The organism is Roseobacter phycocola (assembly GCF_042055075.2).
GTDB lineage: Bacteria > Pseudomonadota > Alphaproteobacteria > Rhodobacterales > Rhodobacteraceae > Roseobacter.
On the sequence record NZ_CP194011.1, the window covers coordinates 1 to 26,217 of the forward strand.

A 26,217-nucleotide genomic window follows, 5' to 3' on the forward strand; every position below is an offset into this window, starting at 1 on the left:
TCAAACCAGCCGTAAGCTGCATGTCCGACAAAGGTCCGCTTGCAGTTTCGCTGGTTCTGGCGGCTTGCTTTAATCCAACGGGACTCGTCACCATCAGAATTCCAATGATGCCACAATCCCCAGTGTTCGGCTGCACCCACAGAAGATGAGCTAGCTGCGATTTGCGTGCTTCCATGAAAGGGTTTTGCGTCGGGGCTTGTCGTTTAGCTCCGATGCATCTTCGCTAGCGCCTCTACCGTACCTGGAGTCAGGTGTACCGTGCCAAGATGACGAGCTGTCGATCTCCTCGCGTTTTCTTCCGAATGCAATCTCCGGAACCTGACCCGGCTGACGGTCGCGCGCGCGGCTTGCTCTCTTCAAGCAGAACTTTCCCCTGTCCGCTGACGCGGCCATTCCTCGCGCAGCAAAGTTCCGCCTGACAGCCTGTCCGGACGGTCCCGGTCTCTTCTTGCATCGAAAACGAGAGGAGATCGACATGACCCGCTACTACACCGTCACCACACCCGACGAAGGAAAGGACGGCAAGACCCGTTTCCACAAGATCGGCGTTGCCTTCCCCCAGAAGCCCGACGCGAAATCCTTCCTCACCATCCAGCTCTTCGCCACGCCTGTGACCGGCCAGCTCGTTCTCTTCGAGCCGAAGCCAGACGGGCAGGGCGATGCCCCGGACCTCGTCGAATGAGCTGTCCTCCGGGACGGTGTCTGCCGTCCCGGCCTTTTTCACACCGACATCCAGGAGAAACCTTATGGACCTTCTGCCACAATCCATCCTCGACCAGCTCGCTGCGAACGGGCGCACCAACCAGGACCGCATTGAAGCAGGCGAAGACACCCTCGACTTCGAACCTGTCGTGAAACTCTTCACCCCCGATGCCGGGGCGACCTGGCTGCTTTCCGAAACCGATCCGGAAGACCCGGATATCGCGCACGGCCTCTGCGACCTGGGGCTTGGCTTTCCCGAGATCGGTTCGGTACGCCTCAGCGAAATTCGAGCCGTCCGCGGTCGTCTAGGATTGCCCGTCGAACGGGATCTGCACTTCAAGGCAGATGGCACCCTCAGCGCCTATGCCGAGCGCGCCCGCAAAGCCGGAGGGATCGTCGCATGAGCACTAATATCCGCAGAGATCATGTCAGCGCCTTCGAGGCGCTGACATCCGGTCGTTTCGAGAACTTCGCGCTCTTCTCCTGTTTCGTGGACGGTGCGCCGGCCTCGGCTATCGTCGCAGTAACAGCACCTGAAGACGCAGGCGGCGAATATATCATCATGCCGCTTTTCGTCAGCGTGACCGACAGGATGGTGGTCACCGACCACATGGGAAGACCGGCCTGACATTGTTTTGCGGGCCGCTCCGGTGGCCCGCCAAGCATCAGCGCGACACGCCGGACTTTCTCCTGAATAGACGCGTGTCGCCAGCATTTCTTCTTCCCGCAGTGGTCCCGCATCGATGGCGCCTCGGTGCGGTTGCTTCGCTCTTGTGCTCAGCGTGAGTGCGGGCTTCGGGCCGTGCTAGACTGATCTCTACGACTCGGCAGTATTTTGCGCAGTGACACGATGCGCAAAAAGACAAATTGCGCAGATTCACGCATTGATGTATCCCTGAGGATGTAATGAGAGGGACGTTGGCAGGATATGCCAAATGTCTGCGACTTTTGTCCGAGGGGTCTGAGACGTGAAATCGGGACGCCCAAAACGCCTGAAACTTGAAGAGCGGATCGAACTCGCGCGGCGCTATCATGCCGGGGAAACGCCGAAGGTTCTGGCAGAGGCCTACGGTGTGTCGCGACGGCACGTGACCCGGCTGGCCAAGGAGGAGCGGGGCGAAGGACAGGAGGTTCGAGACCCTTCGGTCACGGTGAGTTTCCGCGCGGCGACCTCTGAAATGACCGCCTTCGATGCGGCTTGGCTGGCCCGCGGCTTTACGAGCCGCAGCCAAGCCTTGCAGGCGGTTGTGCGGGCCCGGTGTGGGCTGCTCGATCTGATGCGAGACGATGTCCGGGCGTTCTCGAAGACGTTGCAGCAGGCACAAGACGTTGCAGACAGCGGCCGTGTTTTGGCGAAGGCGGTTCAACGTGGAAAGTTGACGCTGTCCCCGGAGAACCGCGCAACGCTTGTCGCGCTGCATGATCTCGCGCAGCGCACCTATCGCGATCTTGCCGCGCTCAAAGCGTCGGCCTGTCAGCGACGGGGCGTGGGGTGGAACGCGGCGGATCCCGAGGCTTCAGACGCGTCTGAGGAGTTGGTGGACCATGTCTGAGCCGCTCGCCCTTTATCACGCCGTCATGGGCAAGCTCTGGGAGACGGAGCGCATCCAGGGTCAGCGTCAGGCGCGCATAGACGCGCGGCTGGCAGGGCGGCGGCAGGGCCGCAGTTACCAGCGCGTGGGCCGGGCCTCGGCGCGCAATCTGCTGAAGTCAGTTATGCCGGAGAGTCGCGCCGCGGTCTTCAAGCGGATCAGGGTAGGTGGGTGCAAGACGAAGCAGAGCCTTGGCAACCAGCTGTCTTATGTGAACGACAAGGCGGTCTACACCTACGCAACGATGACCAACCCACTGACGGCTGAGGCCGTGCTGACCGAGGCGCAGAAGGCGGAGATTGTGGAGGCCTGGGCGCAATCCTGGCGGGGCACAACGAAGCTCGGGTTTACCTCGCATATGCTTCTGTCATTCCCAACCGACGTCACGGTAGATCAGGTGCGGGAGATCACACTCGACTGGGCCGAGCACTTCTTCGAAAGCGGGGATTACGGCGATCAATGGGACTACGTCCTCTCCTTACATGATGACCGGGCCCACAAGCATGCGCATATCCTGCTGAACAACCGGGGCCTCGCCAATGGCACCTGGTTCTCCTGCTGGGCCGAGGGCGTGATGTCGCCCCAGCTGATGCGGGAGAAACAGGCGGAGATCGCCGAACGCTACGGTGTCATGCTTGAGGCCACGACCCGGCTCGAGCGCGGCATCTTCGAGAAGGCCCCCGGTATCGCAGAAATCTACCGGGCAAAAGACGAGGCGCGCCTGCCGCGCGAGATCGCACTGTCGCCCGAAGAGCGGGCCATCGCCAAGACGCAGGTGACAGGGTTTGCCAAGGACTACCGCGCCCTCGCCGACGTGTTGGATCGCATGGATCAGAAACATCTGGCCTACGCGATGCGCCGCATGGCGGCTTCGCTAGGGTCAGACACGCCCTACAAATTCACCGCAGGAGACATCGATATGGAGACCATTCGAACGGTCGGTGAGGCCATCGACTATGCCGAGAAAACCATCGAAGCGCTACGGTTCAAAGCAGAAGAACTTGATGCCACCGAACGCCCGGGATTTGAGACTAAGGCGGCGGGTGTCATTCGTGATCTCTCGCAGATGGTGCCAGACCCTGATTTGCGCGCCCGGTTCGGGCGCGACTTGACCGAGCCCTATCCGCCAGGAGCCGGAGACGGGCGCTTGAGTGCTGCGCTCTCATCGGGCAAGGACCCTGTTCTGGAAGCCTTGAAGGCGGATGCCGCAAGTGCTGGTCTCGATCCGCAAGAGATGGCTGCCCGGATCGAAGTCGGTGGGACGACGAACTATGGGCTTGCGCAGGATTGGGTGGACCGCGACATGGCGGCGGTTCTGGCCAAGGATGGTATAGATCTCGCTCAGGCCAGCGACGATCAACAAGATCGTGCGTTGGAAACAGTCGATCGGCTCATGGATCGATTGCTGGAGCGCGCGAAGGAGCTCGGCATAGCGACGGGTCTGTCACGCGCATCGGACGATTTGCAGGTGATCGATGACGATGACCGTGGGCCAAACCCCTATCTGCAAGACCTCGCGGACATGTTGCGCGATGGCAGCCTTTCTGAGGCTCAGGAAGAGACCGTCGAACGGACGCTCAGAGCCGAACTCTTCAAAGAGTTGGGTGAGGAAGGTCTCGGGGAGCTGCGGCGCGGCAATTTCGAGGTGTTGGCAGAGGTGCTTCCCAACCGGATCGATCAGATCACGGTCACGCAGGAATTCCTTGAGCTGACCCACGAGGAGACCGGTGATCAGGTCTTTACCGACCGTGCCTCCGCCTTGCAACAGGACAAGGTTGAGGCGTTGGCCCGGGACACCCATCTCGAGATGCAGCGGGGCAGGGGGTTGTCGCGCGATCTCGACGACGAGATCAGCTTCTGATGAGCACCCGGCTTCCTCTTTGGGCTGCCGTGCCAGTCGGGACCCTCTGTGGAACGGCCCTCGGCACGATCGCGGCGAGCTTCTACCTCGCACTGGCGTTGAAAACGGGGTTTGCCGAGTTTGACATGTTTGCCGTCTGGACAGCGAGCGCGGGTCTGCGCGCCGCACATCCCGAAGCGTTCAAGGTTGCATTCGGCGCCGTCGGCTTCGGGGCCATTGGACTGGCGGTTCTGGCTTTCAGCTGGACCTGGGCGCAGGACCGGGATGATTACGGGTCCGCACATTGGCAGACCAGGCGTGAGCTCAACGCGAACGGCATGCTCCAGACACCGGGATCCGGGTTTGTCTGTGGAAAGCTGGGAAAGCCTAAGTCAAAGACGCCCTACATCTCTGCGAGCGACATCCCGCATGTAATGATGGTGGCCCCGACCCGGGCCGGCAAGGGCGTGGGCTTCGTGATCCCGAACCTTTTGTCCTTCGCAGGTTCGGTCGTCGTTCTGGATGTGAAGGGCGAGAATTTCGAGAAGACGGCGCGGCTCAGGGCGCTCAACGGCGATGAGGTCTTTCGGTTCAGCCCGTTCGATTGGGCGAACAGTTCGCATCGCTACAACCCGCTTGCGCGGATCGCGGCCGCCCCCAGTTTCGCCCAGCAGTTCACGGAGGTTTCGATCCTGGCGGACCTCTTTCTTGACAAGGACAACAAGACACTCGACACCTTCTCCGAGGCAGGCAAATCGATATTCGTCGCGGCCTGCCTTCTGGCGATCCAACGCGGCAGGCCGACCTTGGGCGAGGTCAACAAGATCGTCACCGGTGGGGATTACAAGAACGCACAGTACAGCGCCTACGCGGAAGAGGCGAAGGAAGCGACGGTGCGCGAGCTTTGGATCAATGCGGCCAGCGCGTCGTCGCGGCTGCTGACGTCCAACATCCAGGCTTTGATGACGGCCGGTCTGAAGCAGTGGGACAACCCGGCGGTCCGGACGGCAACCGATGCAAGCGACTTCGAGTTCGCGAACTTCAGGAAAAAACCGCACGCGCTCTACATCGTGGTGTCGGAAGATCACATCGCGACGCTGGCACCGCTTCTGCGGCTCATGTTCGCAGATCTCATCGCCAGTTTGCGGCAGAACGAGCCGGGTCACGACGAGCCGTGGCCTGTCATGATGATGATCGATGAGTTCCAGCAAATGGGCGCGATGCCTTATCTCGAGCGGGCGATCCATTCGCTCGCTGCCTATGGCGGGCGTGTCGCGATGATTGCGCAGTCGTTGGCTTCGCTCGATCGCATCTACGGACCCGAGGGGCGCGAAAGCCTTGAGAACGGGGCAGGGCTCAAGCTGTACATAACCCCCCGCGACCAGCGTACTGTGCGCGAGGTCTCGGCGGCCGTGGGGAGCACCACGCGCGAGGCGGTGACCCGCATGTATGGTCGAAATAAAGGCATACTCGGTGCGACCTCGACGACTTCACGTCTGGAGGAACGTCCACTCCTCTCCGAGACCGAGGCGCGCACCATGGATCCTGATGAGGTGATTATTCTGGCCTCACCGCAGCACCCGATCCGTGCACAGCGCATCAAGTATTTCGAGGATTCCTTGTTCATCAAACTGGCGGATCGCCAGGCGGGCCGCGACTTGCCCTATCCCCCACGTGTCGACGGAGTGGGGCCTTGGTTCGAAGAACCGAAACCCGCTCCTCCGACATCGCATCCTGCCTCTGTCGAATCCGCTGCAACAAGCGAACGTGCACGCCGACGGCAATCGCGATCCATGCAGACGCATATCAATGAAACCACTGCAGGTGAGCTGCGTCCGGAAACCTTGGATCGGGAGGACCCGGTCCCGGAAAAGTGGGAGCAAGTCTTCCGTGAGCAAGGTGACTTCATCGACGAACTGCTCGGGGATAGTCAGTAGGCGGGGCGGGAAGCAGACTTTCGCTGCAAGTGCCCAACAAGACAAACTCAGACAAAAAAGCAGACCTTGGCTGGCCATCCGGAGACTGCTCTAACGTCATCGCATTCTTCTAGCACCAATGAATGTGACCGTCTCTTAGCCAGAAATGTGCTTTGCATCCCGTTTTTCGCCAGACGGAAGGACGAAGTGTGGGCGGTTTGTCGTCCTCCGACTTCAACGACCAGTTCGGCTTGACCTCCTTAAGGAGAATCAATTCCAAGTCGTCGCCGCAACCGCATGGGCACCGCATAGCGACCGACCAATCGTCTCCGTCATCACGACAGAGGTACACATGTCTCGACGGGATCGAAGCCGGTGGAGTGTCGCCCTCGATAACGATCAGTTTGCGTCGCGGGCCATATCTCTGCCAGAGCGAACGAACCCAAAACCGTACCGTCATGCCGCATCTCTCACATTGATGGGTGCGAGACTGGGCAACCCTAAGAGAGGCTCGACCAAACCGAGCGCCAGGTCGCCCGTTTCTTCCGTCTTAAAGTCTTCTTCGGCGATGAGGTCCAGTTCGCCGGCCGCATGCGAGAAAAGTGTGCGTGCGCACCCAGAATTGTCGTCGAGCCGGTAGGGAAACTGGCGTGCGATCCATTCCAAAACGGCATCCGCGGCTGCCTTCATATTCAGTGCCATGACGGACGGTGCTTCCTCGTGCGCGCCTTGGATGTATCCGGCTTCGATCTCCTGCGCTGCCGCGTTGGGTGCAGTTGCCATCAAATATTCGGCGCGCAATCCTTCGGCTGTGACAACACCCCGATCTGACAAATTGGGTCCGTCAGGCCTCACAAAATCAATGCGACCGCATACGTCAGCGACGTGGACCATGTCTTCGTTGTCCCGCCGTGTTGGGATCGTAACACCGAGGTCTATCAGTGGGATCAGGCAACGGCGGCAGATCAGCTCTGCGATGCTCCGGCCTGTCATGCCGTCTACGCATGAAAAGAGGATGTCGGCCGCGGACGCAGCAATTACTGCCTCACGGGTCTCCAGGCCGGCGGAAATGATCGTGATTTTTGTGTTGGGCGCGTATAGCTCGATAGCAGCGGCCATCATGCGAGTCTTAAGCTGTCTCGCTTCTGCATCTTCTACAGTGGAGTTCACGATGCGATTGAGGTTCTTATGCTTGATGATATCGAAATCGACAAAAATGAGATGACCGACCCCTTTTCGGGCAAGCAGTTCCGCCACGAGCGAACCCGTACCGGAAACTCCGATGACGCAGGCTGTGCAACAGGCGAGCGCATCGGTCATCTGGTGTCCGAAGGGAAGGGCTGGCGCCTGATCGTTCTTGGTGAGGTCAGTGATGTTCTCACCGACACACCAGATGGTCTCGATATCTCGGACCTCGCCCACGACATTATACAGGCGTACCTTCATCGCTCCATTTGGAGTCATGATTGCCGAGCCGTGACGATATCCGGTGGTCTCGATCGCTGCGAACAAACTCGGAATGGTGATGCGATCGCTCGCGTTGTCAGTCTCAGAAAAACCGTAAAAGCCGCTAGGATGACTGTGGATCAGAATGATCGCATCCCCATCGGCTTCCGCCGCGTCGATGGCGTCCTCGATGCTCTCGCCCGGCCAGCTAATGTAATTGCATTTCCGCACCGGGCAGGACGTATCAGGTACATTTAGGATCTCACGCACGATCATCCGCTCCCGCTCTGGCCCAACGAACCTGCAGATCAGAATAGCCGCAGATTCCAATCCATCTCGTGGGAAGAGATAGTGACGAAGCTCTGCATGGTGGTTTTCGGTGAGGGTGAGGCTTGCAGTCATTCTCCGACCTCCTTCAAGATCGCTGCTTCAACGACGGCGAGATGCGTCATCACGCTGTCCGTTGTCGGGTTCCAGCGCGTCTGGCCGTTCAGGTGACGGGACCACCGCTGAAAACTCCGACCACCAATCGATGTTTGGACGGAGGTCTGCGGGATTGGTCGGCCCGATTTCAAGGCGAGGTGCGGGTAGCAATGGAACATGTCAATTTCAGATCTGGGATAGGTCGGCGGCACCTCAATCGCGATGTCGACCACCGGTGCAATGTATCCGTCCGGGAGGACGAAGTTGCGGAGGAGCAGCCATCGCCGACCGGCATCCATGAAGGTTTCCCAGTAGAGGCCACGCTCTTCGAGATGGGTTTCGTCCTTCTCAAGAAGGACGAACTCACGACGAGGCACATTGTGTGCCTCGCCATTGTTGATCTGGGCCGGCGTCAACCGAAGCTTCTCGATCCCGGGAAGGGTCAGATCGATCGTGTCAGTCAGGGACACCTGAAGTTTGGCCTCGCCCTTCCGTTTGAGGATGGCGATCCACCCCTTGTCCGGATCGAAGCCCGCTTGCGCCAAGGCATCTTTGACCACGACGATCGGTGAAGTCAGCGTTAGCAGGACACCTTGGACATTGAGCTTCCAGAACGGTTGACGCGAAACCAGGCGCTCAAGTTCGTTACCCGAAAGCCGTACGGACTCGTTGTTGCCAAGTTCTTTGTCGGGTGCATCCGTTTGCTCGAGAAACAGAGTCTCGTCTGAAGGAATACGAGCGACAAGGCGGATCATCTCGACAGAGATCGTCTGAGCGCCCCAACTGAAGCGACGACCATTCACCACAAATTTCAGCAGCCGGTCGGTCTTGAACGCAAAGAAGCGTTCTGGTCCCTGCGCTCGAAGATCGAGCGTTTCGTCGATCTCAATTTCGCGCAGTTTCTCGTTGCGAGGAAGGTAAAGCAGAACATGCTCATCGGCAGGCGTGCGATCAAACGTCTCCAGCAACTGCCGCCCGGTTGGCTCAGCATCACTGAGCGATCGTTTCTCATCGAAGCCATCACCATCCCAAAGGCGGACACGATAGTTTTCGGCGTCGGGGATCTGCGCGTTTGGCTGGTCGCGCACCCAGTCTTCAATATCGACAGTGCCTTGCATTGCTGTGTCTCCTACAATTGTGCGCCGGCACCGTGCCGGCGCTCAACCATCATTTAATAGCTAAATATTAGCTAGTCAATGGCTGTGCAAAGAATGTTTTTCATTGACTTTTGCCCACAAAAAGCGCATATAACGCTTCGAAGGAGTGCCGAGATGTCCAAGAAAACCATGACACTGAACCTCACCGAGGCTGAAATGGCTGCGCTGGAGGAGCTGTGTGACAAGAAAGATTTGAGCAAAACCGTTCTGCTCAGACAGGCGCTGCGGCTCTACCAACGCGTCGAGGAGCGCCTTGAAAGAGGGGATAAGCTTTTCTTCGAAGACGAAGCGTCAAAAGAGAAGGCGGAGATCATGATGCTATGATCGCCACCACACCTTCTGCTGTGACGCCCGTCTGGCTGACAAACAGAAGCACTAAGGAATCCGTGGATGCGGAACTTTGGCATGGTATCGTCGACAAAAACCTTGCGGACTGGGAAGCCGAATGGATTCCTGACCTGCAACGTCGGCTCAAGCTTCTGAATCAGCGGAAAGTCGAGCGCCGGTTCTGGCCTCAGAGCCGCCATTGGGACTGGCGCGACAAGCTGCGCGAGATCGAGCGTCGCCTGGCCAATCTCTCCTTCGCCATCGTGGCCGAGGACATGACACAGGCCATGATGACGATCGATCTGACAAAGCGTGCCCGCATGCCGGGGCACGAAGGCCAGCATCTTGTCTACATCGACTTTTTGGAGGCCGCACCCTGGAACCGAAACGATGTCGCCGAAGAGCCTGCGCGGTTTGGCGGCTGCGGATCAATACTCATTAACGCGGCGATTCAGCAGAGCACACAAGAAGGCTTCAAGGGCCGGATCGGTCTTCACTCGCTACCACAGGCAAACAGTTTCTATGCCAACGCTTGCGGAATGACTGATCTGGGACAAGACGCAACCTATGAAAACCTGCGCTACTTCGAGCTGGACCCTGACAGTGCGCGCAGTTTCATTGAGAAAGGAAAAGGAGAATGACATTCGACATCAGCAAAGCATGGTGCCGCAATGCCGGTGCCCGAGAGGACGGCCTAGATATCGGAGCAGGCGTGATCGCTGCCGATCCGATGTTCACACACGAGGCCGGTGCCGATGAAAGCCCAGAAGCGTCCCGGCTTGCGTTGGGGCGCTTCATCAACTTGATGCGCCGAGATCAAGGTTTGTCGATAGAAGCGTTGGCCGAGAAGGCGGATATCGAGATTGGCGAGCTGCTCAGTCTCGAGAACAATGCTGCTCATCTGCCGGACGTACGAACGCTCTATCAATTGTCCGAAGTTTTCGGCGTGTCTCAGGAAAAGCTTATGGGACTGTCGGGGCTTACACACGCTAACGACGATGATTACGTCGAGGAGGCAGTTCGATACGCGGCCAAATCGGCATCCGTGGAGGTTCTGACCGAAGATGAGCACGCGATCTTGAATGGATTGATCTCAGTTCTGAGCGAGAACGCAAAGCAGAAGTAACAAAAAGGCGATCGTCAGGTGGCGAAAAACGTAATCATCAAAACGAGAAACGCGCTTGATATCGATCGCAAGGTTGAACGGGTCCTCAAAGACCTGGGCAACCCAGAGCCACCGCTCGATCTCGAAATCGTACGCGAGCTTCTGAAGCTCGATCTGGACTTCTATACCGCGAAAGATCCCGGCGTTCTCCAAGAGGTCGTTTCAAAGATGACGATGGCGGGCAAGCAGGTGCTTGCCCGCCCATCCCGCATTCTGGATGCAGTGCGGAAGTGGGATCTGCGCGCCCTCTATATCCCCGACCGGAAGAAAATCCTTCTCGACAAGGATCAACCTCAGCTGAAGCATCGCTGGCATGAGGCCCACGAAGTCGGTCATAGCCTTCTCCCCTGGCACGCGGGTGCAATGATGGGAGACAACGAGCACACACTGGTCCCGTCTTGCCACGAAAAGCTCGAAGCGGAAGCGAATTTTGCCGCCGGCCGCTTGTTGTTTCTCCGCGATCGTTTCGCGGAGGAATGCCTTGCCCAAGACCCTTCTTTCGATGCCCTCAAGGAACTGAAGCAGACCTATGGCAACACGCACACGACGACGTTCTGGCGGGGAGTGGAAACCTGGGGAAGGGAGCGGCCTATCGTTGGTCTAGTCACTGACCATCCGCATGTAATCCACCGCAAACCAGACTTCGATCCGAACGAACCCTGCAAGCACTTTGTACAATCCTCAGCGTTTGCTGAGAAATTCTCATCCATTCGTGAAACCGATGTGTTCGATCAGGTTGTAGACTATTGCAAAGGAAACAAGGCCGGCCCTCTGGGTGAAGCAGATGTCATTCTGACCGACGACAATGGTGAAGAGCACCTGTTTCATTTCGAAAGCTTCTCATTCCATTGGCAAACGCTGACCTTGGGTGTTTACCAAGGCCCTTACAAACGCCTAATCGCTGTTGCATAGCGATAGCCAAATCCCAAAGAAGGCCGCATAAGGCTGAAGACCGACCGACGGATTCACCCAGCTGAAGGGAAATCGAGTCCCTGGTCACTTCACGACAACCAGCCCTCACAAAGCTAAGACAAAAAAACGTCCACAGAGCAAAGTTGGGGGTTTCGCATGTTACATTTTTGTGCCATCAATGCGGGCAAGAAAATGTAACATAGAGGATCTCATGCCCCGAGCAGTCACAAAGGTCATTAAGGATGACATCGACGTTGATCGTCGGCTTTCCGAGCTAGGCATGGATCGTCAGGATATTCTCGATATCCGGGATGTCGCTGCCAGTATGCATGCCACTGGATCATCGCCGTTCTTTCCGGCAAACGGGGCTGGCCAGCTCGCTTACCAATATGGCACGCGGGAACTTCGGGCTGCATTCCTAAAGCGCAGCTGGGAAATCGACCAGTCTTATGGGACCAACGGAGTCCGCCACCCAGACCACAAGCTCATTGTCCTCTATCAAAACGTGGACGTGGCCTGTAGTTTGACTGATCTACCACAAGCTCGCAGCCGCAAAGGAGCAGGTTCTGAGCGTTTGAGCCAAGGCAATTCGTTTGAGTTAATGGAGGAAGATGTTCCATCAACTCACACAGAAGAAGGCCTTGGGGTAGCGGTTTGGTATGTGATGGTTGCACAAGACGGGGCCGTTGAGGTCACGCATGCTGTCATCAAAGGCAATAAGTTCTCTGAATTCATTGAGCGCATTTTTGTGCATGACGGAAGTGACTTCGATGGTCTTGAAGATGGCGGCTCATCAGACGATGACGCTGTTGACTTTGATATCACGATCTCACGGAAATGACCCAGAAACCCTCGTTCAATCACCTCCGCCTGATACTTGCCCGCAAACGAAGAAAAATGACTGCGATCCAGGTGGCTCAAGCCGCTGGACTGTCGCGGGTTCACTTGTCGCGTATCGAAACAGGGCGAAACGAACCACCGGAAGATACCGTAGCAGCTTTGGCGAAAGCTACGCGTTATCCGGTCGGGTTTTTCTATGAGCCGGAGACCTGTGAACTGCCTGCTGAGGCGGTTAGTTTTCGCAGCTTGAAGCGGACCAGTGTGCGCGAGCGGGAAGCCGCACGTGCTGCCGGTGAAATTGGCGTTGATGTTGGCCGTTGGCTTTTTGACGAGTTCAATCTGCCGGAAGCGGCATTGCCAGACATGAGCTATGAGCCTGATCCTGCTGCGGCCGCGCGCGCGTTGCGGCAGGCTTGGGGGCTCGGGGAGAAACCAATTGCGAGCATGATTGCCCTGTTGGAAGCCAAAGGTGTTCGGGTTTTTTCCCTGGCGGAAGAGACCTTGAACGTCGATGCTTTTTCATTTTGGCAAGATGGGGTGCCTTACGTCTTTCTGAATACCATGAAGACGGCCGAGCATGGCGTCATGGATGCTGCGCATGAGCTGGGGCATCTCATCCTTCATAAAAACGGCAATACGCTGCAAGGCCGTGATGTCGAGCGTGAGGCGAATGCATTTGCTGCCAGTTTTTTGATGCCTTCTGAAGATGTGCGTGGACGTATCCCACGCGGGCCTTCTGTCCATCACATCTTGAAGCTCAAGAAAAGGTGGCGGGTATCCGCAATGGCTTTGGCATATCGGGTTCATCGTTTGGGACTGCTGACTGATTGGCAGTACCGATCCATGTGTATTGATCTGACCCAAAGAGGCTATCGAACCGGTGAGCCGGACGGGACCGATCGAGACAAATCGCGCGTCTGGAAGCAGGTTTTCGATCATCTCTGGCAGGAAGGTAAAACCAAGGACACGATTGCACGCGCCTTGAACTTGCCCCTGGACGAAATTGAGAAGCTGACCTTCGGATTAGCCGCTGATCCTATTCGACCTCAAAAGGGCGGCCAGCTCCGGGTCGTCAAATAGCCGAATGATGGAAAGAAAAATATGAAGACGTGGCAAGAACAGATCCCAGGTTGCTTTGCAGGCATGACCGCCCCTTTTGCGATGCACCCCAAAGATGAGAAACGGGCGCGGGCCATGATGGACACGATGCAGGAGCACGGGGTGAGCTGGAGCGAAGCCGAAGCGGCGATCCGCGATTACCTGACAGCCCAGAGCGTCACCCAAGACGAAATGCGCAAACAGATGCAGCGGGTGGAAGAACGACTGAAGCCCTGGTTGTCGTGAAGCTGGCTGAACAACTATGGCGAAATTGACACGGGCAACCTTCAGCAATCCTGACGAAGATGAGCGGATCGAACTTCTGGGCGAACTGGCGGAGCAGTATCTCAAGGAGATCGAGCGACACCGGGATTCAGCCTGTCAGCATCCTGAAACGGAGTTGCGAAAGAAGATCGTCTCTGGCGGTGGCATCCAATGTAAGCGGCAATGTGTGGTTTGCGGTGCGCCGGTTGGCAGCGCCCTGAAAAAGCAGACCGGCTTGCCACCGTGGGATGAGGCCGTCCAATCGCGGCATCAGGATGAAAGAGCGGCGAAACGTGTCTCGATTCTTCGAAAATACATCCGTCTGAATGCCGAGAACGATGCACGCCTTACAGAGAAATCACGCGACTGGCAGGCGGAATACCAGGCGTATCGCAGAACACCAGAATGGCAGGCAAAGCGGGCGCGTGTCCTTCGAAGGGCGAACGGCATCTGCGAGGGGTGTCTCGATGCGCAGGCTACAGTCGTTCATCATCTGACCTATGCAAACATGGGTGATGAGCTGTTTTTTCAGTTGGTGGCCTTGTGTCAGCCGTGTCACGAGAAAGCCCATCCGGAACATCATGAACCAATGTTCTATGACAATGATTATGTCCCGTGCGCCCAATGCCGTTGGGGTGATGGAGGGATTTCCTGTGGAAAATTCGACATACCGGCATATGAAGCGCTCGAAGCCGGGGGTGTCTGCGGGCCGGATTCCAGTGCGTTTGAGGGCCTGAAATGACCAACAATTCCGCTCAGACCGCCGCTGGCCGCTTGTTTCGCGTCTATGAACGGCATTGCCAGAAGCCAGGCCCGGACACGCTTTTCGAAGTTCTCACCGCGATTCACAGCTTGAATGATCGGCTGAAGAAGGCCACCGGCCGCGATCTGCATGATCTCGAGGAGTTCATCGCGCTCAAGGTGCTTCGGAATTTCGCGCATCACGAAGAAGAGGTGCTTGCCAACGTGCGTGTGATCCCTGTGCCTGCGTATAGCGATCTTCTTTACATGTGCATCGTGCGGCGCGACCAGGTGGAACGGGCCATCGAAAATGTCGATAAATTGTGGAGAGATGGCAGCCGCGCGGCGTGTGAGGCGCAGTTCCACTGGTATGGCCGAGCCGTCAACATTAACCCGTGTCTCTGCAATCTCGTGGTTCGCATCTACGAACTTCTACTGACAATCGAGGTTTTCCCACCTGAAGAAGATGTTGCTTCGATGCAAGCATCTTATGAGTTCGAAGAGGCGGAGGGACATTCGCATTACCTGGATGGGCGACTGACAGCGAACGTGGCCGAGCTTGATGCTGTTCTGTCTCAGGTGGTCGCGGAACTGCCGGGCGTTTGATTGGCGCTTGCTTTGTTCTGGTTTTTCCAAGCTAACATAACAGATTGCCCTTGGAACTACGTGATAGAACAACCACTTAATCAGAATGCGTTTTGCACTTTTGAATGGTCAGCGTGTTGAGGCGACGCCTGGTGCCTTTGGTATCTGTCCAGGCTGCCATGCCGAAATGCTAGCGCGATGCGGCACCAAAAAGGTATGGCACTGGGCGCATAAAGGCCGCCGTCATTGCGATCATTGGTGGGAAAACGAGACCGAATGGCACCGCGACTGGAAGAACCGGTTTGTGACCGACTGGCAAGAGATACCAGCTCGTGATGAAAAAGGCGAGCTTCATATAGCTGATATCAAAACACCCTATGGCCTTGTGATCGAGTTTCAGCACTCTGCCATCAAGCCAGAAGAAGTGGAAAAGCGGACTAACTTCTATGGTCAGGTGATCTGGATCGTCGATGGAATCCGCCGCCCGACTGATCTGATCCAGTATGAACGGATGCTTGCGGAAAACTGCCCAGAACGGTTCGACGGTGTCGACATCTACACTGTATATTGCGAGGAAACTCGGCTTCTCAAAGAATGGGGATCATTAGGCAAGATCGTCGGATTTGACTTTGGCGGTGACAATCTGTGTTTGCTTACAGCCGCACAAGGGAGAAGTCGCTATCTTTTCGATTTTCCAAAAGTTGAGTTTGCTAAGTTGATCAGTGAGGGCAGTCCGCTGCCGGTCGTCCAGTTCGCAAAACCTGTTCGGCGTCATTATCGGAGGCGCAGAGGACTCTAGCAAACGTTGGGGCAAAAAAGTTTGTTTTTGACCTCGCTTTCTGCCCGCCCAGAATCAGTCGTTCAGTTGAGGCAAATACCGATAGTAAAACCTATGCAGGTTTCGCGCCTGCTACCTCCGTTTGTTACTTCGGTTTCAGTGTCCGCTTTTGGGAATGCAGGTGCAGCATCGTGAATGCTGGTCAAGAGTCCGCTTTGGGCCGTCAGAGTGTCCCAACAACTAGGACCTCCGAGACGCCTCGTTTTCCGCTGTCGCGTCCCAGTTGAACAATGACATCTATCGACCGGCGGATGTAGCTCTGTACCTCGGCGAAGGTCAAAGGTGTCCCGGCCTGCAAGACCATGATCGCCAACCGGTCTATCGCAAGCTCAGCGGTTTCGGCGTGGATTGTGGTCACCGATCCGCCGTGACCCGTGTTTATGGCTTCCAGATATGTCAGCGCTTCAGCACCGCGCAGCTCGCCCACAACGATGCGATCCGGGCGCATGCGCAAACTCGCCTGTAGCAGAGCATTTGTTGACCGCTGAGATGTCGGAACACGCTCAGCCAACAGGCAAACAGTGTTTGGCTGACCAGGGAAAAGCTCGAAGGCGTCTTCAATGGTGATGAGCCTCTCGTCGTCCGGAACCGATTTCAGCAGATGCCTTGCGAATGTGGTTTTGCCGGTGGACGTCCCACCGCTGACCAAAAGATTCAAACGATGGCGGACGAGCGAAGACAAGGCTCTGGAGAGGTCGCTCTTTGCAATTTCCTCGACTTCTGAGAGTCTCGATTGCCGCCGATCATCGAGCGAGACCGGCTTCCCGAACAGATACTCGGGATCGAAGGTTGTCTGGCCACCAACGCCAAATAGCCGAATGGAGATCGCCGCGCCGTGTTCTACCGCTGGTGGCACAACAACCTGGATACGCAGCGGGCGCTCAAGGTAGTCGATCTTACCTGAAACCAAAGGCGATTTCTGCGATACTCGCGCGCGTGCATCACCCACCAGAGTAGCAGCCAAGTTAGCCGCCGCCGCCGCCTCGACAGTGCGGTCGATTCTCTCCATGGCGTGGGCACCTTGGCGTTCGATCCAGACATTACCATCCGGGTTGATCGCCAACTCAATGATGTCGTCCTTCAGGATCAAATCGCGATAGGGTTCTAGGTATTGCTCGAGATACGAGGAGGGGAGGGATGCTTCGCTCAATAGATCACGATGTCCCTATCGACCAGTACGGTTACCATGGCCCCCTGATCGACGTAGATGGTTGGCGAGATCGAGACCTGATCGGCGATCACCGAACTTGTCGCGTCTTCGAGATCATTGCCGACCTCCTCCAGAACCTCGCGGGTCACTTCGTCTTCCGTGGAATTGGCGGCGACTGCGGGGGCCGCGCCGATGATCGATATCAGAGCAGCTCCTCCAAAGCGTTCGTCGAATTTCGTATCCACCAAACCGGTCAGACCCGAGCGTCCCAGTTGATCCCCCCCGACAGAGGCGATCTGCATGGAGGTGCCGTCCGGCGTGAGGACGCGCGTCCATAGAATGAGGATGCGCTTCTGGTTCACTTCCACACCAGATCGATATTGCCCAAACAACCGCGAGCCTCGCGGGATCAGTACTGCGTCGCCGGCGAACGCATGGACTGGTTCCGCAACGACCGCGACAACATTTCCGGGCAGATCACTGTTGATGGCGGTTTGCAGAGCCGCCTGTATGACGGACCCTTGCGCGAGAGTGCGTTCAGGTTGCTCCATACGAGCCGCCTCATCGATTTCAAGCGGCCGCGCCGCGCCTCTGAGATAGGCTTCGTTTTCATTCAGTGGGATATCTGCGCCTGGTGCGCCGTTCTGCAGGCCGCTGGCGTTTGGTGCCGTGACCGATGATCCCGTCGAATAGACCACGGCAGGAGACTGGATCTGGGCCCTCAATAGTTGTTCGGCCTGCTGTTCGGCCTCGCGGCGCTTTTGTTCCTCTTCCTGTCTGCGACGTTCCTCGAGAAGCTGTTGGTCGCGGATCAGGGCGTCATTGGCGCGTTCCGCTTCAAGGGCTTCGCGTTGCGCGCGTTCCGCCTCCAGAAGACTCTGAAGAGAGTTCAGCCGGGTCTCGCTGTCGCGTTCCAGGGCCGCAAGTTTTTCGTCTCGCTCCGCGACAGCGGCTTCGAGGGCTTGTGCTTGATCTGCGAAGGCATTGCGCAGTTCGGTAACGGCTGACTGAATTTCGGCGTTTCGCTCGGCTTGAGTAACGGCGAGTGCTTCGCGAAGCTCAGCCAGTTCGGCGAGGATATCAGCGCTTGGTTCAGCCGTGGGCGGGATCGGCTCCGGGACCTCAAGGGCTTCTTCCACAGCGATAAGGGCATCGTTCACGCGCTGGTCCGCTTCATCGGCAGGAAATTCCAGCCGACCACCAGTTGAGATACCGTCATTCTGAAACGGCTCGAAATCCGAAGTCTCTAGTTGGTCTGGATCCGATTGCCAGTCAGTCGCCAGGAAATACGCAACGCCCGCACCGCCGAGGCCGAGAGCGAGCGCCAGGGCAGTGACACCGAATCCCGATCTGGGTTTGGAGCGTTTTGCCTTGCTGAATTTATCCAGCCGGTTCTTCAGGTTGGGATCATCCGACATGGCTCAGTTGCTCACGTATATTGCGGAGGTGTCTCGGTAGATGCAGAGCGCTTCTTCACCCAGCCGCAGTGTCCAGAAGTCGTTGACACCGGAGACGCGGACGGTGTTGCCGTTCTGGGTCCAATTGACCGTGCGCTCGCGACCGCGGTTGTCAGCCTTGAAGATCGCGGGTTGCCGTCCGATCTCGGGAAAACTGAAGTAGGTGAACCGACCGTCGTCATAGACCGTGGCCGGGCGAAAGTCGCCTTCGCCGGCGATCTTGTAGTTGTAGTTGCGCGGCGCCTCGAACCCTTTGGGCCGTGCGTTCGTCAGTGTGGCAAGGCGCTCTTCGCCCGGGTAGCGAAACCGCACTTCGAAGAACATGCCCGTGCGACCCGGAATCGAGCCTTCCCGGAGATGGAATGCATAGCTCCGACGGTTGGTGATCACGGTCATGTTGGTCGAGGCATTTTGGACGTGCGGCTTGATCGTCAACACATTGCCAAGCTCGGGGATTGGATCGACCTGAAAGCTTTCGGTGTCTCCCACGATTACAGCCTCGAACCGCTCCCCGTCGCCAAACTGGATCGTGGTCGAGTGCCGCAGATCCGTCTCAATACGGAACACCTGCTGCTCGTCGTAGACCGCATACCGTATGCGGATATCTTTCGGCCCACCCTGAGGCGTCGCTTCCGAAAGTACTTGAGAAGGTCCAAGAGCCAAAAGCAAACAGGGCAGGGCGGTGCGCATCTTCATCACTCAGTTCTCCAACGTTTCGGCGTCAACACGGTAAGACGTGACGACAAACCCGAGCGGGTTGGCCCAGACCTGCTGCAACCGCTGGCGGGTTTCCGGGCGAAACTCGTAACGCAGCGTGGCGACGTAGGGCCGTGTCACAGTCCTGTTGTCACGCGGTTTTCGAAGTGTCTTCGTGAACCGCACCTGCGCCACCCCGGGTTCGACCTGGTTCACAGACCGAATGACCACGTCGATCTTCGCGTCCCGTCCATAGACCGAGATCGGATAATCAGGATTGGTCGAAGACCAAAGATCGCGAAGGGTGCGCGCGGCGTCTTCGTCAGACCGTTGAAGGACCGAATTGATCCGTTCTTCGCCGTCGGTCAGATCGTAGGTTTCGCGATCATCCACGTATGCGACCAGGTTGGCCTGAATGATCGCATCACTTTCATCGAGGCTGAGCGCCTCGACGGCGGCAACGCGGTCCATTTCGCCAGTTTCCTTGTCGACGACGACGACGAAGGTCTCGACCGTCTTGAGCGGGAACAAAGCAACGGCCCCGACGAAACTGACCAGGCCGACAATCACACCAGCGGCGGCGACAAAATAGGCGAAGCGTTCCCGCCTGCGTGGACCAAAGATGAAGTCGGCCTCAAAGGCGTCCTGATCGAACTCCGCGCGGGTCATGTCTTGCGAAAGGATTTTGTCAGAGCGAGCGCGGCGGCAGGCGTACGTCGGATCAATTCGTTGCTCTTCGTGGCCGCACCGCTCACTTCGCGCCGTAGCTCGTACGGCGTTCTGCCGGTCAAGATGCGTCCAGCACCACCCGCGCCATACTCTCCAGCGTTGACCACGCCGCGTCGCGCCAATCCCGTCAGGCCGATCGCATTCGAGGCGATGCCCATGACCCCTGTTAGGTTGGATGCGATGAACGGGACGGCGGCCATCACGCCAGCTGACAGGAGCAAGATCACGAGGAACGGTAGGATAAGGCTGACCGTTTCGACGTTGTCCGGGTCGGCGGAGGCGTCGCCAATGGACTCAGCGATGGCGACGATGACTCCAGCGGCTCCGGCTGCGGCCACAGGCATCAAGGCATAGCCGATGGTAGCCCGGGTCCAGGCTTCGAAAAGCGATTGGGTCGGCTTGAATAGTGACGTCAGGATCATGAACGGCGCGATAACGATCATCAGTGTGAAAACGATACGCGCGTAGGCGATGATCCCGGCGGTGACGGCTGCGAAGATGGCGGACAGAACGAAGAAGATCGCTCCGAGCACTGCGCCAAACACCCAGCCTGCACGGTCGCCGATGGCGTCGCCATAGGCGGTGATCCGGTTCACCATGCTGTCGAGGCTTTCGTAGACTCCGGTTTCATCACCGGTGGCTGTCAGGGCAAGAATGCGAGATCCAATTGCCTCGGGGACGTCCGAAACGATCCGGTAGATAACTTCAAAGTTTTCCCAACTCTGAGCGAAGATTCCAATCAACGATATTTTCAATCCGAATGCGAATGCGCTGCCAAAAGTCATAGGGCGCAACTGCGTGACAACGCTGATGCCAAGAATAATGAGAAGGAGCACAGAGCCAACGCCAAGCACGTCTCCGACTTGCCCTGCAGCTTCCACAAAACCCGCTTCAGCGACGGAATCGATTGCGTCATCGACTTGCTCAAGGATATCTGTGATGATCCCCATTCAGTTACCGCAAAAGTCGAGGAACTCCGCTTCCAGACTATCGGCCTGGCTCCGCAGGTCGATCACATCGAAAGGCAGCTTTGGGTTGTCTGAGGTCACATATTTTTCGGACATGCGGACGACGTGTGACCAGTCAATCTCCTTGAAGGGGCATCCACAGACACCTGATTGAATTGCTGCCTGGTATGCGTCGATGCGCAGGATCTCGCGATACCCATTTCTGACATAGGCAAACGAATCCAAGTCTTTTGGCGGCCGCGGGGCCTTGCATTCTGTTTGGTCTTCAGTGGGTTGCGCCATGGTTTCGAACCCACCTTGGGAGGTTTGAGCGCTCAGTGTCAGCGGCATGCAGACCAGCGTCAGCGCGGTCAGGGAAATGGGAGCCACTCGGATCATTTCGGCACCTCCATGGAGCGGAATTTTCGCTCCTCGGCGAGGGTCGCGGCGTCAACAACACCCAACTGCCCGCCATTGACGCCGGCGGCCGCTTCCAGACGCCAGATCTGCGTGAGTATGATGCCGAGCTCGGCAGTCACGCGCGTGTTGAGATCGACCGCGGCTTTCAGACCGCCTTGGTCGTCGATTAGCCCCACCATGGTCTCAAGACGACCAAGGCTTTCCCCAGATTCGCTATGGCTTTCCTGGGCGGCAACCGACAGCATCGCGCTGGACCCGGCTTGCGTCGCGATCCGATTGTCTGCGGGCTCATCACTGGTCGCCAGGGATGTCAGGCGCTCTTCGGTGAACCCGCTGCCGGACAGAACCCGTTCAACGGCAGCATCCAGCTCCGCCCCCGGTCGAAAGCCGCTCAGAAAGTCACCGCTCGAAATGGCTTCAGCTGTCGCGAGTGGTGCTGTCAGCTTGCCACGGACCCTCTCGAACTCTTCGACGGTCGCAAAGAGTTGGCCCAATTCATTGCCATCGATGAGAGAGGCCAGTTGGCCCTCGAGGTTCAGAAGCTGGCTCAATTGCGTTTCCAACTCCTGCCGCATCGTCGCGAGCTGTTGCAGCTGGACATTCAGATCCTCTGCCATGTGTTCGAGCTGCAAGACCAATTGTCGAAGGTTTGAGTTGTCGAATGTCGGGACACCCTGGGCATCGGCTTGATCTGCGGGCGTGACGGCGAGAAGCGTGGCGAAGGCGGTGCCGAAGGTTTTTCCTTTCATCGGATGACTCCCATGCGCATGAAGTCGCGCTCAGAGAGCCGGTCCGCGGCCAGATGTTGGCCATGGGCTGCCTCGCGCTGACGGTTGGCCGCCATCAGACGAACGCGAAGGTTGAGAATGCGGCCGATTTCGGCCTTGGCGTAGGTGTTGAGCTCGAACGCGCGCTTGATATCCGGCGTCTCGTCGATCTGCCGGATGATCGCGGCGAGCCTATTGATGACTTGCTCGGTCGTGGCGTGGCTATCGGCGGCGTAGTAAACACTGGCTTCTGAGATGCTGCTGTACTCCGCAAGCGCCATGTCCGACGGCGAGAGCGTGCCGAGCGCATCCGCCCCACCGACAACGGCGAGGTATTCGTTGTAGAACCGCGAGATATTCCGGACATAGCCTTGGGTTTCGGCGAAGGGTGGCACGCCGCCATATTCATGGACCCGGCCCGGTCCGGCATTGTAGGCGGCAAGTGCATGCGGGATGTTTCCGAAGGTGTTCAGCTGCGTCGTAATGTACCGCGCGCCGCCGCGGAGGTTGTCCATCACATCGTAGCGGTCGACGCCCATGTCGGACGCTGTTCCCGGCATCAGCTGTGTCAGGCCATAGGCGCCCACGGGGCTTTGCGCGGTGACGCTGAACCGGCTTTCCTGTTTGATCAGCGCCTGGAAAAGGCAGCGCCACTGGGTGGCTGAAAGGCCAGCCCGCCGCACTCCGGCCGCTCCGACATATTCATCGGCCACCCGCACAATCATCATCTCGACGGTCTCGCGTCCCTCCCCGAAGAGGCGGCTGTCCATGGGATGATCTGCGGCAACGGGGTAGACATCGCCCGCAGGGAAGTCCGCGTTGCCCTCCAACGCGCGAATGTCGAGCCCCGGGCCGGTGAGTGCGGCTGACATCGCCTCCAGCACCCGAAGCTGATCGGATTGAACCGATGAGAGCGTTTCTCCCGTGCTCAGTTGGTCGCGCTGCGCCTCCATATCGTCCCCCAGTTTCGAGAAGATGGTGAAAAGCTGCCCAAGCCCTGCGTTGTCTTGCGTCGGCACGCCTTGTGCCTGGGCGAGGGGCGTCGAGCAGACCAGAATGGCAATGAAAGAGGCCGCAGGTTTCATGGGCTGCGCCCGATCGCTTCGAAGTCGCAGTCCTTGGTGCCTTGCGCTGCAAAGGTGATTACCTCTGTGCTGGCCCGGCTCACGGCAGGCGCGCCGTCGCGGCCAAAGCACGGCGAGGTGGCATCCGTATAGCGTTCACAGGCGGCAAGCATCGTCGCCAAAAAGATCAGAGCTAATCGCATAGCTGCCTCCAGAAGTTGGGGATGCTGCGCCAGTCGCTGCCGAGCTGGGCCTCAGCGGATCGGCCTCCTCCCAAAATGGAATGAAGCGGCCCAAGCGCGGAGAGATCCGCATCGACAAAGACGCTGTCACCTGCGGATCGCACCAGCGCGATACGCTGGCCTGCCGTGGGTCTTGTCAGCAGTTCGGCTTCTTTTTCGTTCACGCGCAGGAAGTCGTAGTCGGAGGGCGTCGCCCGTTCGTTGGGGAAGAGTATCTGCGTGGGTACCGTCTCGATGATGGTCTTGCCGACCCGAGCCTCTCGCAATTGACTGGGGTATTGGGTCATCATCACAACGACGCAGTTCATCTTGCGGAGGGTGACGAGCCAGTTCTCGAGCCTCGCCGCGAAATAGGGATCGTCGAGAAGCTTCCAGGCTTCATCGAGAACGATCACAGTGGGTCGGCGATCTTCCACGATCCGTTCGATCCGGCGTAGGATGTAGGACAGGACGGCCATGCGTTCGGTCGACATGTCGAGGATCTCGGTCATGTCGAATCCGACAATGTCACCGTCCATATGCAAGGCATCGTTTTCCTGCGGCATATCGAAGACCCAGCCATAGCGACCGCCCGGTGCCCATTCCCCAACACGCGCTTGCAACTCACCATCGTCGTCTAGCGATTGGAACAAGGTCTGGAACGAGACAAACCGTTGAAGCGAGGGGCCGGCATCTGCATTCTGCGACACCGCACTCTGAATGTGCCGAGACTGCTCTCCGGACAGATCGCCCGCCCGCGCCAGAAGCGTCGCCAGCCAGTCCGACAACCATGCCCGTCCGCGTTCATCCGTCTCGGTCTGCAGCGGATTGAGGCCGGTGGGGATACCGGCAAGGATCGTATTGTAGTGACCGCCCAGGGCGCGCACCGCCATCTCGAGCCCGCGATCCTTGTCGAAGAAAAACAGCCGCGCGCCGACCCGCTGCGCTTGGGCGGCGAGAAAAGCAGTCGTGAGGGTCTTGCCGCTGCCCGTGCGACCCAGAACAAGCGTATGGCCAACGGTCGGTTCGCGCTCGGGCGATCCGGGTTCGTGGAAGTTGAAGCCGTAGGAAGAGGTGCCCGTCGTCGGGAAGACTGTCACGCGCGATCCCCAAGGCGTCTCTCGATCGGAACGTCCTTCGACGCATCCATGCAGCGCCGAGAAATCCGCAAAGTTGATCGTGGAGATCGGTGTCTTTCTAGCACGGTAGCCGTAGTTGCCGGGAGCCTGCCCAAAATAGGTTGCCTTGAGGGCCATGTTCTCTCGTACGATCACGGCCATGATTTCCTGCCCCAGACGTTTGATCTCGGCTGCGGCCTGTTCGAGCGTCGGTTGATCGGGCGCGTGGACGGCGATGGACAAGTGATGATCGCCGAACGCAATGCGCCCGGCTTCCTGATCATCGGCCGCTTCCATGAGCTGATCCCGCAAGGAGACTGCCGCGTCATCGGCCGCGCGCATCTGCCGAACGATCCGTTGAATCCGTTCTGCCATGATGTTTGTGGGGATCGGGGTAAAGGAATTGGTCAGCACGATATCAAGCGGAAGGTCGAGACCGTCAAACAGAGAGACATCCGTAAGCGCAGGATAGCTCTTGATGCTGAAGAGGGCCCCATATCGTGTCTCGCCCGTCGTGCCACATGCGATCCGGGCCGTATCTCCGTCAAAAGTCGCTCGGCAGGATCCAAGCGCGTAGGCCAGGGGCAGGGGGGCGTTTGGTCGGGCAATCGGGGCGTATTGGCCGTTGAGCAGAGTCGCGAGAAACCCGAGCCATTCGCCGGTGGTGTTGTCGAGACGAACGGGTTTTGCAGGTGCAAGCGCAGTCTCGAAGAATCCGGCCACTTCATCGAGTTCCCGCGCACGGCCCGCGCGGTCTTTCATCCAGGTTCGCTTGGCAAAGGCGTTGAGCAGCGGGACCCGTGCCCCGATCTCCGGACGTCGCAAGATGCTCAGATAAAGTTGCGGTTTCTTGGGCGCGAGTTGCGCGATGTGAGCTTGCCAGCGTCGGTCGATCTCCGCTGCAAAGCCGTCGCCTTGTACAGGACGCATCGCGAGCTTCTGAGGGACAAATATGCGATGGACATAAAAGCCGTAGAGATTGCCCGTTTGCGCGATGACGGCCGCGACCGCGCGTTTCATGGCATCAAGATCGCCGTCCGGCGTTGTCGGTGCCGCAAGTCCCTCGAGACGGAGCGTGGCCATCAGATCGCCCTCCCGCAAGACCATGACATCGGGTTTGGCGAAGGCGACGTAGGGCAAATGCTCGGCGAGATGGCTTTCGCGTGCCAGACCCTTGCCGCTGGTTTCAATGACCGCCGGGCTGGGCTTTGCGTATTTTATCCCGTCAAGCGCCATAGCTGTCTCCGCCGTGAAGCGCTCGATTGCGCGTGCCGCGCACCGTGCCGTAGGAGACTCGCAGAACTTCGAAGAAATGCGGTTCCTTGTCGGCAACAAACCAGAGGACAGGATAGGCGAGCGCGCCGACCAGAAAGAAGACCGGTGACTTCGTCCAGATAAAGGGCAGGACCACGCCAAGCGTGAGCACGACGAGATATCCGACCGGCAAGCCGAGATATTTCGGTGGGCGGGCCAACCCGAGAAAGAGAGGGGATCGCATGGCCATCAGGTAAACCCGTCAACGATGGTGCCCGCGGAGAAGATCAGGACGATCCCGATCACCACGGAGGCGAACCATCCCCAGTTGAGCCGCCCCATCATGCACATGAAGCCAGTGCCGATGACGGCGAGCGTCGCGACCGCGATGCCGATTGGGCCGGTGAGCGCCGCTTCGATTGTCTCGAGCATTGTCTGGATGGGCGAGAGGTCCTGGGCAAGGGCAGGGGAGGCCCATAAGGCCAGAAGGCCAATGATTGGAGGCAGGTATCCTGGAGGCAATCTTCGCATCGGTTTCCCTCGTTTCA

General features: G+C 58.2%; 31 protein-coding genes. 16 read left to right on the forward strand and 15 right to left on the reverse strand.

Annotated features, from left to right (window positions below):
- The first annotated feature begins 475 nt into the window (after positions 1-475).
- The 6 genes from AB4K19_RS19995 (at position 476) to AB4K19_RS20020 (ending at position 6,071) form a co-directional block, all read left to right on the forward strand.
- The gene (locus AB4K19_RS19995) at positions 476-682 is read left to right on the forward strand and encodes a hypothetical protein (protein WP_249994673.1); all 207 of its coding nucleotides are present in this window, start codon (positions 476-478) and stop codon (positions 680-682) included.
- A gap of 64 nt (positions 683-746) precedes the next feature.
- Entirely contained in the window at positions 747-1,106 is a 360-nt protein-coding gene (locus tag AB4K19_RS20000; protein WP_227364339.1) for a DUF2958 domain-containing protein, read from the forward strand.
- Positions 1,103-1,330 carry a hypothetical protein gene (locus tag AB4K19_RS20005; protein ID WP_436399582.1) on the forward strand — a complete coding sequence of 76 codons (228 nt, stop codon included), beginning with the start codon at positions 1,103-1,105 and terminating at the stop codon, positions 1,328-1,330. Before AB4K19_RS20000 ends, AB4K19_RS20005 begins: the two co-directional genes overlap by 4 nt.
- A gap of 340 nt (positions 1,331-1,670) precedes the next feature.
- Entirely contained in the window at positions 1,671-2,255 is a 585-nt protein-coding gene (locus tag AB4K19_RS20010) for a helix-turn-helix domain-containing protein (protein ID WP_436399583.1), read from the forward strand.
- On the forward strand, positions 2,248-4,155 hold the full coding sequence (locus tag AB4K19_RS20015) for a relaxase/mobilization nuclease domain-containing protein (RefSeq protein WP_436399584.1): 1,908 nt from the start codon (positions 2,248-2,250) through the stop codon (positions 4,153-4,155). Before AB4K19_RS20010 ends, AB4K19_RS20015 begins: the two co-directional genes overlap by 8 nt.
- Entirely contained in the window at positions 4,155-6,071 is a 1,917-nt protein-coding gene (locus AB4K19_RS20020) for a type IV secretory system conjugative DNA transfer family protein (RefSeq protein ID WP_436399585.1), read from the forward strand. Before AB4K19_RS20015 ends, AB4K19_RS20020 begins: the two co-directional genes overlap by 1 nt.
- 109 nt (positions 6,072-6,180) lie before the next feature.
- Here the strand turns inward: AB4K19_RS20020 and AB4K19_RS20025 are convergent, their stop codons facing one another.
- The 3 genes from AB4K19_RS20025 to AB4K19_RS20035 are packed head-to-tail and all read right to left on the reverse strand — an operon-like array spanning position 6,181 to position 9,037.
- Positions 6,181-6,510 (reverse strand): DUF6527 family protein, encoded by a 330-nt coding sequence (locus AB4K19_RS20025; protein ID WP_375230991.1) that lies wholly within the window; start codon positions 6,508-6,510, stop codon positions 6,181-6,183.
- Positions 6,507-7,898, reverse strand: coding sequence for a ThiF family adenylyltransferase (locus tag AB4K19_RS20030; RefSeq protein WP_436399586.1), 1,392 nt, complete (start codon positions 7,896-7,898; stop codon positions 6,507-6,509). Before AB4K19_RS20030 ends, AB4K19_RS20025 begins: the two co-directional genes overlap by 4 nt.
- The gene (locus AB4K19_RS20035) at positions 7,895-9,037 is read right to left on the reverse strand and encodes a multiubiquitin domain-containing protein (protein ID WP_375230994.1); all 1,143 of its coding nucleotides are present in this window, start codon (positions 9,035-9,037) and stop codon (positions 7,895-7,897) included. Before AB4K19_RS20035 ends, AB4K19_RS20030 begins: the two co-directional genes overlap by 4 nt.
- Before the next feature lie 153 nt (positions 9,038-9,190).
- Here AB4K19_RS20035 and AB4K19_RS20040 point away from each other — a divergent pair, with 153 nt between their 5' ends.
- The 10 genes from AB4K19_RS20040 to AB4K19_RS20085 all read left to right on the forward strand — a co-directional run bounded on the left by AB4K19_RS20040 (position 9,191) and on the right by AB4K19_RS20085 (position 15,807).
- A complete protein-coding gene (locus tag AB4K19_RS20040; protein WP_375230995.1) occupies positions 9,191-9,400 on the forward strand; it encodes a ribbon-helix-helix protein, CopG family in 210 nt (69 codons plus the stop codon).
- A complete protein-coding gene (locus tag AB4K19_RS20045; RefSeq protein WP_436399587.1) occupies positions 9,397-10,044 on the forward strand; it encodes a hypothetical protein in 648 nt (215 codons plus the stop codon). The genes AB4K19_RS20040 and AB4K19_RS20045 overlap by 4 nt, the downstream gene beginning before the upstream one ends.
- On the forward strand, positions 10,041-10,529 hold the full coding sequence (locus tag AB4K19_RS20050; protein ID WP_436399588.1) for a helix-turn-helix domain-containing protein: 489 nt from the start codon (positions 10,041-10,043) through the stop codon (positions 10,527-10,529). The genes AB4K19_RS20045 and AB4K19_RS20050 overlap by 4 nt, the downstream gene beginning before the upstream one ends.
- A gap of 18 nt (positions 10,530-10,547) precedes the next feature.
- Complete coding sequence (locus AB4K19_RS20055; RefSeq protein ID WP_436399589.1) at positions 10,548-11,480, forward strand: ImmA/IrrE family metallo-endopeptidase; 933 nt, start codon at positions 10,548-10,550, stop codon at positions 11,478-11,480.
- A gap of 211 nt (positions 11,481-11,691) precedes the next feature.
- Complete coding sequence (locus AB4K19_RS20060) at positions 11,692-12,321, forward strand: hypothetical protein (protein ID WP_436399590.1); 630 nt, start codon at positions 11,692-11,694, stop codon at positions 12,319-12,321.
- A complete protein-coding gene (locus tag AB4K19_RS20065) occupies positions 12,318-13,400 on the forward strand; it encodes a helix-turn-helix domain-containing protein (RefSeq protein ID WP_436399591.1) in 1,083 nt (360 codons plus the stop codon). Before AB4K19_RS20060 ends, AB4K19_RS20065 begins: the two co-directional genes overlap by 4 nt.
- 21 nt (positions 13,401-13,421) lie before the next feature.
- Complete coding sequence (locus AB4K19_RS20070) at positions 13,422-13,664, forward strand: hypothetical protein (RefSeq protein ID WP_436399592.1); 243 nt, start codon at positions 13,422-13,424, stop codon at positions 13,662-13,664.
- A 16-nt stretch (positions 13,665-13,680) separates the two neighbouring features.
- Entirely contained in the window at positions 13,681-14,424 is a 744-nt protein-coding gene (locus AB4K19_RS20075) for an HNH endonuclease (RefSeq protein ID WP_436399593.1), read from the forward strand.
- The gene (locus AB4K19_RS20080; protein WP_436399594.1) at positions 14,421-15,029 is read left to right on the forward strand and encodes a hypothetical protein; all 609 of its coding nucleotides are present in this window, start codon (positions 14,421-14,423) and stop codon (positions 15,027-15,029) included. The genes AB4K19_RS20075 and AB4K19_RS20080 overlap by 4 nt, the downstream gene beginning before the upstream one ends.
- An 85-nt stretch (positions 15,030-15,114) precedes the next feature.
- Positions 15,115-15,807, forward strand: a complete 693-nt coding sequence (locus AB4K19_RS20085; RefSeq protein ID WP_375231008.1) for a competence protein CoiA — start codon at positions 15,115-15,117, stop codon at positions 15,805-15,807.
- Positions 15,808-16,009: 202 nt separating this feature from the next.
- On the opposite strand, the gene AB4K19_RS20090 is transcribed toward AB4K19_RS20085, so the two are convergent.
- Genes AB4K19_RS20090 through AB4K19_RS20145 form a run of 12 tightly spaced genes read right to left on the reverse strand, consistent with a single transcriptional unit; the run spans position 16,010 to position 26,200 of the window.
- Entirely contained in the window at positions 16,010-16,996 is a 987-nt protein-coding gene (locus AB4K19_RS20090) for an ATPase, T2SS/T4P/T4SS family (RefSeq protein ID WP_436399595.1), read from the reverse strand.
- Positions 16,993-18,414: a TrbI/VirB10 family protein gene (locus tag AB4K19_RS20095; RefSeq protein ID WP_436399596.1), complete on the reverse strand. Its 1,422-nt coding sequence runs from the start codon at positions 18,412-18,414 to the stop codon at positions 16,993-16,995. The genes AB4K19_RS20090 and AB4K19_RS20095 overlap by 4 nt, the downstream gene beginning before the upstream one ends.
- A gap of 3 nt (positions 18,415-18,417) precedes the next feature.
- Entirely contained in the window at positions 18,418-19,143 is a 726-nt protein-coding gene (locus AB4K19_RS20100; RefSeq protein ID WP_375231062.1) for a TrbG/VirB9 family P-type conjugative transfer protein, read from the reverse strand.
- Between the two features lie 9 nt (positions 19,144-19,152).
- Positions 19,153-19,818, reverse strand: a complete 666-nt coding sequence (locus AB4K19_RS20105; protein WP_375231011.1) for a virB8 family protein — start codon at positions 19,816-19,818, stop codon at positions 19,153-19,155.
- Positions 19,815-20,828 (reverse strand): type IV secretion system protein, encoded by a 1,014-nt coding sequence (locus tag AB4K19_RS20110; RefSeq protein WP_375231012.1) that lies wholly within the window; start codon positions 20,826-20,828, stop codon positions 19,815-19,817. The genes AB4K19_RS20105 and AB4K19_RS20110 overlap by 4 nt, the downstream gene beginning before the upstream one ends.
- Positions 20,829-21,224: a hypothetical protein gene (locus AB4K19_RS20115; protein WP_375231013.1), complete on the reverse strand. Its 396-nt coding sequence runs from the start codon at positions 21,222-21,224 to the stop codon at positions 20,829-20,831.
- On the reverse strand, positions 21,221-21,994 hold the full coding sequence (locus AB4K19_RS20120; RefSeq protein WP_436399597.1) for a type IV secretion system protein: 774 nt from the start codon (positions 21,992-21,994) through the stop codon (positions 21,221-21,223). The genes AB4K19_RS20115 and AB4K19_RS20120 overlap by 4 nt, the downstream gene beginning before the upstream one ends.
- Positions 21,991-23,097, reverse strand: coding sequence for a lytic transglycosylase domain-containing protein (locus AB4K19_RS20125; protein WP_436399598.1), 1,107 nt, complete (start codon positions 23,095-23,097; stop codon positions 21,991-21,993). The genes AB4K19_RS20120 and AB4K19_RS20125 overlap by 4 nt, the downstream gene beginning before the upstream one ends.
- Entirely contained in the window at positions 23,094-23,279 is a 186-nt protein-coding gene (locus AB4K19_RS20130; protein ID WP_375231014.1) for a hypothetical protein, read from the reverse strand. The genes AB4K19_RS20125 and AB4K19_RS20130 overlap by 4 nt, the downstream gene beginning before the upstream one ends.
- Complete coding sequence (locus AB4K19_RS20135; RefSeq protein ID WP_436399599.1) at positions 23,270-25,651, reverse strand: type IV secretion system protein B4; 2,382 nt, start codon at positions 25,649-25,651, stop codon at positions 23,270-23,272. Before AB4K19_RS20135 ends, AB4K19_RS20130 begins: the two co-directional genes overlap by 10 nt.
- A complete protein-coding gene (locus tag AB4K19_RS20140) occupies positions 25,641-25,919 on the reverse strand; it encodes a type IV secretion system protein VirB3 (protein ID WP_013959852.1) in 279 nt (92 codons plus the stop codon). Before AB4K19_RS20140 ends, AB4K19_RS20135 begins: the two co-directional genes overlap by 11 nt.
- Positions 25,919-26,200, reverse strand: coding sequence for a TrbC/VirB2 family protein (locus AB4K19_RS20145; protein ID WP_013959853.1), 282 nt, complete (start codon positions 26,198-26,200; stop codon positions 25,919-25,921). Before AB4K19_RS20145 ends, AB4K19_RS20140 begins: the two co-directional genes overlap by 1 nt.
- Positions 26,201-26,217: the final 17 nt, after the last annotated feature.

Excerpts from the sequence above, each read along its gene's own strand:
- AB4K19_RS19995 (WP_249994673.1), top strand. The coding sequence starts at position 476 with ATGACCCGCTACTACACCGTCACCACACCCGACGAAGGAAAGGACGGC.
- AB4K19_RS20000 (WP_227364339.1), top strand. The coding sequence starts at position 747 with ATGGACCTTCTGCCACAATCCATCCTCGACCAGCTCGCTGCGAACGGG.
- AB4K19_RS20005 (WP_436399582.1), top strand. The coding sequence starts at position 1,103 with ATGAGCACTAATATCCGCAGAGATCATGTCAGCGCCTTCGAGGCGCTG.
- AB4K19_RS20015 (WP_436399584.1), top strand. The coding sequence starts at position 2,248 with ATGTCTGAGCCGCTCGCCCTTTATCACGCCGTCATGGGCAAGCTCTGG.
- AB4K19_RS20020 (WP_436399585.1), top strand. The coding sequence starts at position 4,155 with ATGAGCACCCGGCTTCCTCTTTGGGCTGCCGTGCCAGTCGGGACCCTC.
- AB4K19_RS20025 (WP_375230991.1), bottom strand. The coding sequence starts at position 6,510 with ATGACGGTACGGTTTTGGGTTCGTTCGCTCTGGCAGAGATATGGCCCG.
- AB4K19_RS20030 (WP_436399586.1), bottom strand. The coding sequence starts at position 7,898 with ATGACTGCAAGCCTCACCCTCACCGAAAACCACCATGCAGAGCTTCGT.
- AB4K19_RS20035 (WP_375230994.1), bottom strand. The coding sequence starts at position 9,037 with ATGCAAGGCACTGTCGATATTGAAGACTGGGTGCGCGACCAGCCAAAC.
- AB4K19_RS20040 (WP_375230995.1), top strand. The coding sequence starts at position 9,191 with ATGTCCAAGAAAACCATGACACTGAACCTCACCGAGGCTGAAATGGCT.
- AB4K19_RS20045 (WP_436399587.1), top strand. The coding sequence starts at position 9,397 with ATGATCGCCACCACACCTTCTGCTGTGACGCCCGTCTGGCTGACAAAC.
- AB4K19_RS20050 (WP_436399588.1), top strand. The coding sequence starts at position 10,041 with ATGACATTCGACATCAGCAAAGCATGGTGCCGCAATGCCGGTGCCCGA.
- AB4K19_RS20060 (WP_436399590.1), top strand. The coding sequence starts at position 11,692 with ATGCCCCGAGCAGTCACAAAGGTCATTAAGGATGACATCGACGTTGAT.
- AB4K19_RS20065 (WP_436399591.1), top strand. The coding sequence starts at position 12,318 with ATGACCCAGAAACCCTCGTTCAATCACCTCCGCCTGATACTTGCCCGC.
- AB4K19_RS20070 (WP_436399592.1), top strand. The coding sequence starts at position 13,422 with ATGAAGACGTGGCAAGAACAGATCCCAGGTTGCTTTGCAGGCATGACC.
- AB4K19_RS20075 (WP_436399593.1), top strand. The coding sequence starts at position 13,681 with ATGGCGAAATTGACACGGGCAACCTTCAGCAATCCTGACGAAGATGAG.
- AB4K19_RS20080 (WP_436399594.1), top strand. The coding sequence starts at position 14,421 with ATGACCAACAATTCCGCTCAGACCGCCGCTGGCCGCTTGTTTCGCGTC.
- AB4K19_RS20085 (WP_375231008.1), top strand. The coding sequence starts at position 15,115 with ATGCGTTTTGCACTTTTGAATGGTCAGCGTGTTGAGGCGACGCCTGGT.
- AB4K19_RS20095 (WP_436399596.1), bottom strand. The coding sequence starts at position 18,414 with ATGTCGGATGATCCCAACCTGAAGAACCGGCTGGATAAATTCAGCAAG.
- AB4K19_RS20100 (WP_375231062.1), bottom strand. The coding sequence starts at position 19,143 with ATGCGCACCGCCCTGCCCTGTTTGCTTTTGGCTCTTGGACCTTCTCAA.
- AB4K19_RS20105 (WP_375231011.1), bottom strand. The coding sequence starts at position 19,818 with ATGACCCGCGCGGAGTTCGATCAGGACGCCTTTGAGGCCGACTTCATC.
- AB4K19_RS20110 (WP_375231012.1), bottom strand. The coding sequence starts at position 20,828 with ATGGGGATCATCACAGATATCCTTGAGCAAGTCGATGACGCAATCGAT.
- AB4K19_RS20115 (WP_375231013.1), bottom strand. The coding sequence starts at position 21,224 with ATGATCCGAGTGGCTCCCATTTCCCTGACCGCGCTGACGCTGGTCTGC.
- AB4K19_RS20120 (WP_436399597.1), bottom strand. The coding sequence starts at position 21,994 with ATGAAAGGAAAAACCTTCGGCACCGCCTTCGCCACGCTTCTCGCCGTC.
- AB4K19_RS20125 (WP_436399598.1), bottom strand. The coding sequence starts at position 23,097 with ATGAAACCTGCGGCCTCTTTCATTGCCATTCTGGTCTGCTCGACGCCC.
- AB4K19_RS20130 (WP_375231014.1), bottom strand. The coding sequence starts at position 23,279 with ATGCGATTAGCTCTGATCTTTTTGGCGACGATGCTTGCCGCCTGTGAA.
- AB4K19_RS20135 (WP_436399599.1), bottom strand. The coding sequence starts at position 25,651 with ATGGCGCTTGACGGGATAAAATACGCAAAGCCCAGCCCGGCGGTCATT.
- AB4K19_RS20140 (WP_013959852.1), bottom strand. The coding sequence starts at position 25,919 with ATGGCCATGCGATCCCCTCTCTTTCTCGGGTTGGCCCGCCCACCGAAA.
- AB4K19_RS20145 (WP_013959853.1), bottom strand. The coding sequence starts at position 26,200 with ATGCGAAGATTGCCTCCAGGATACCTGCCTCCAATCATTGGCCTTCTG.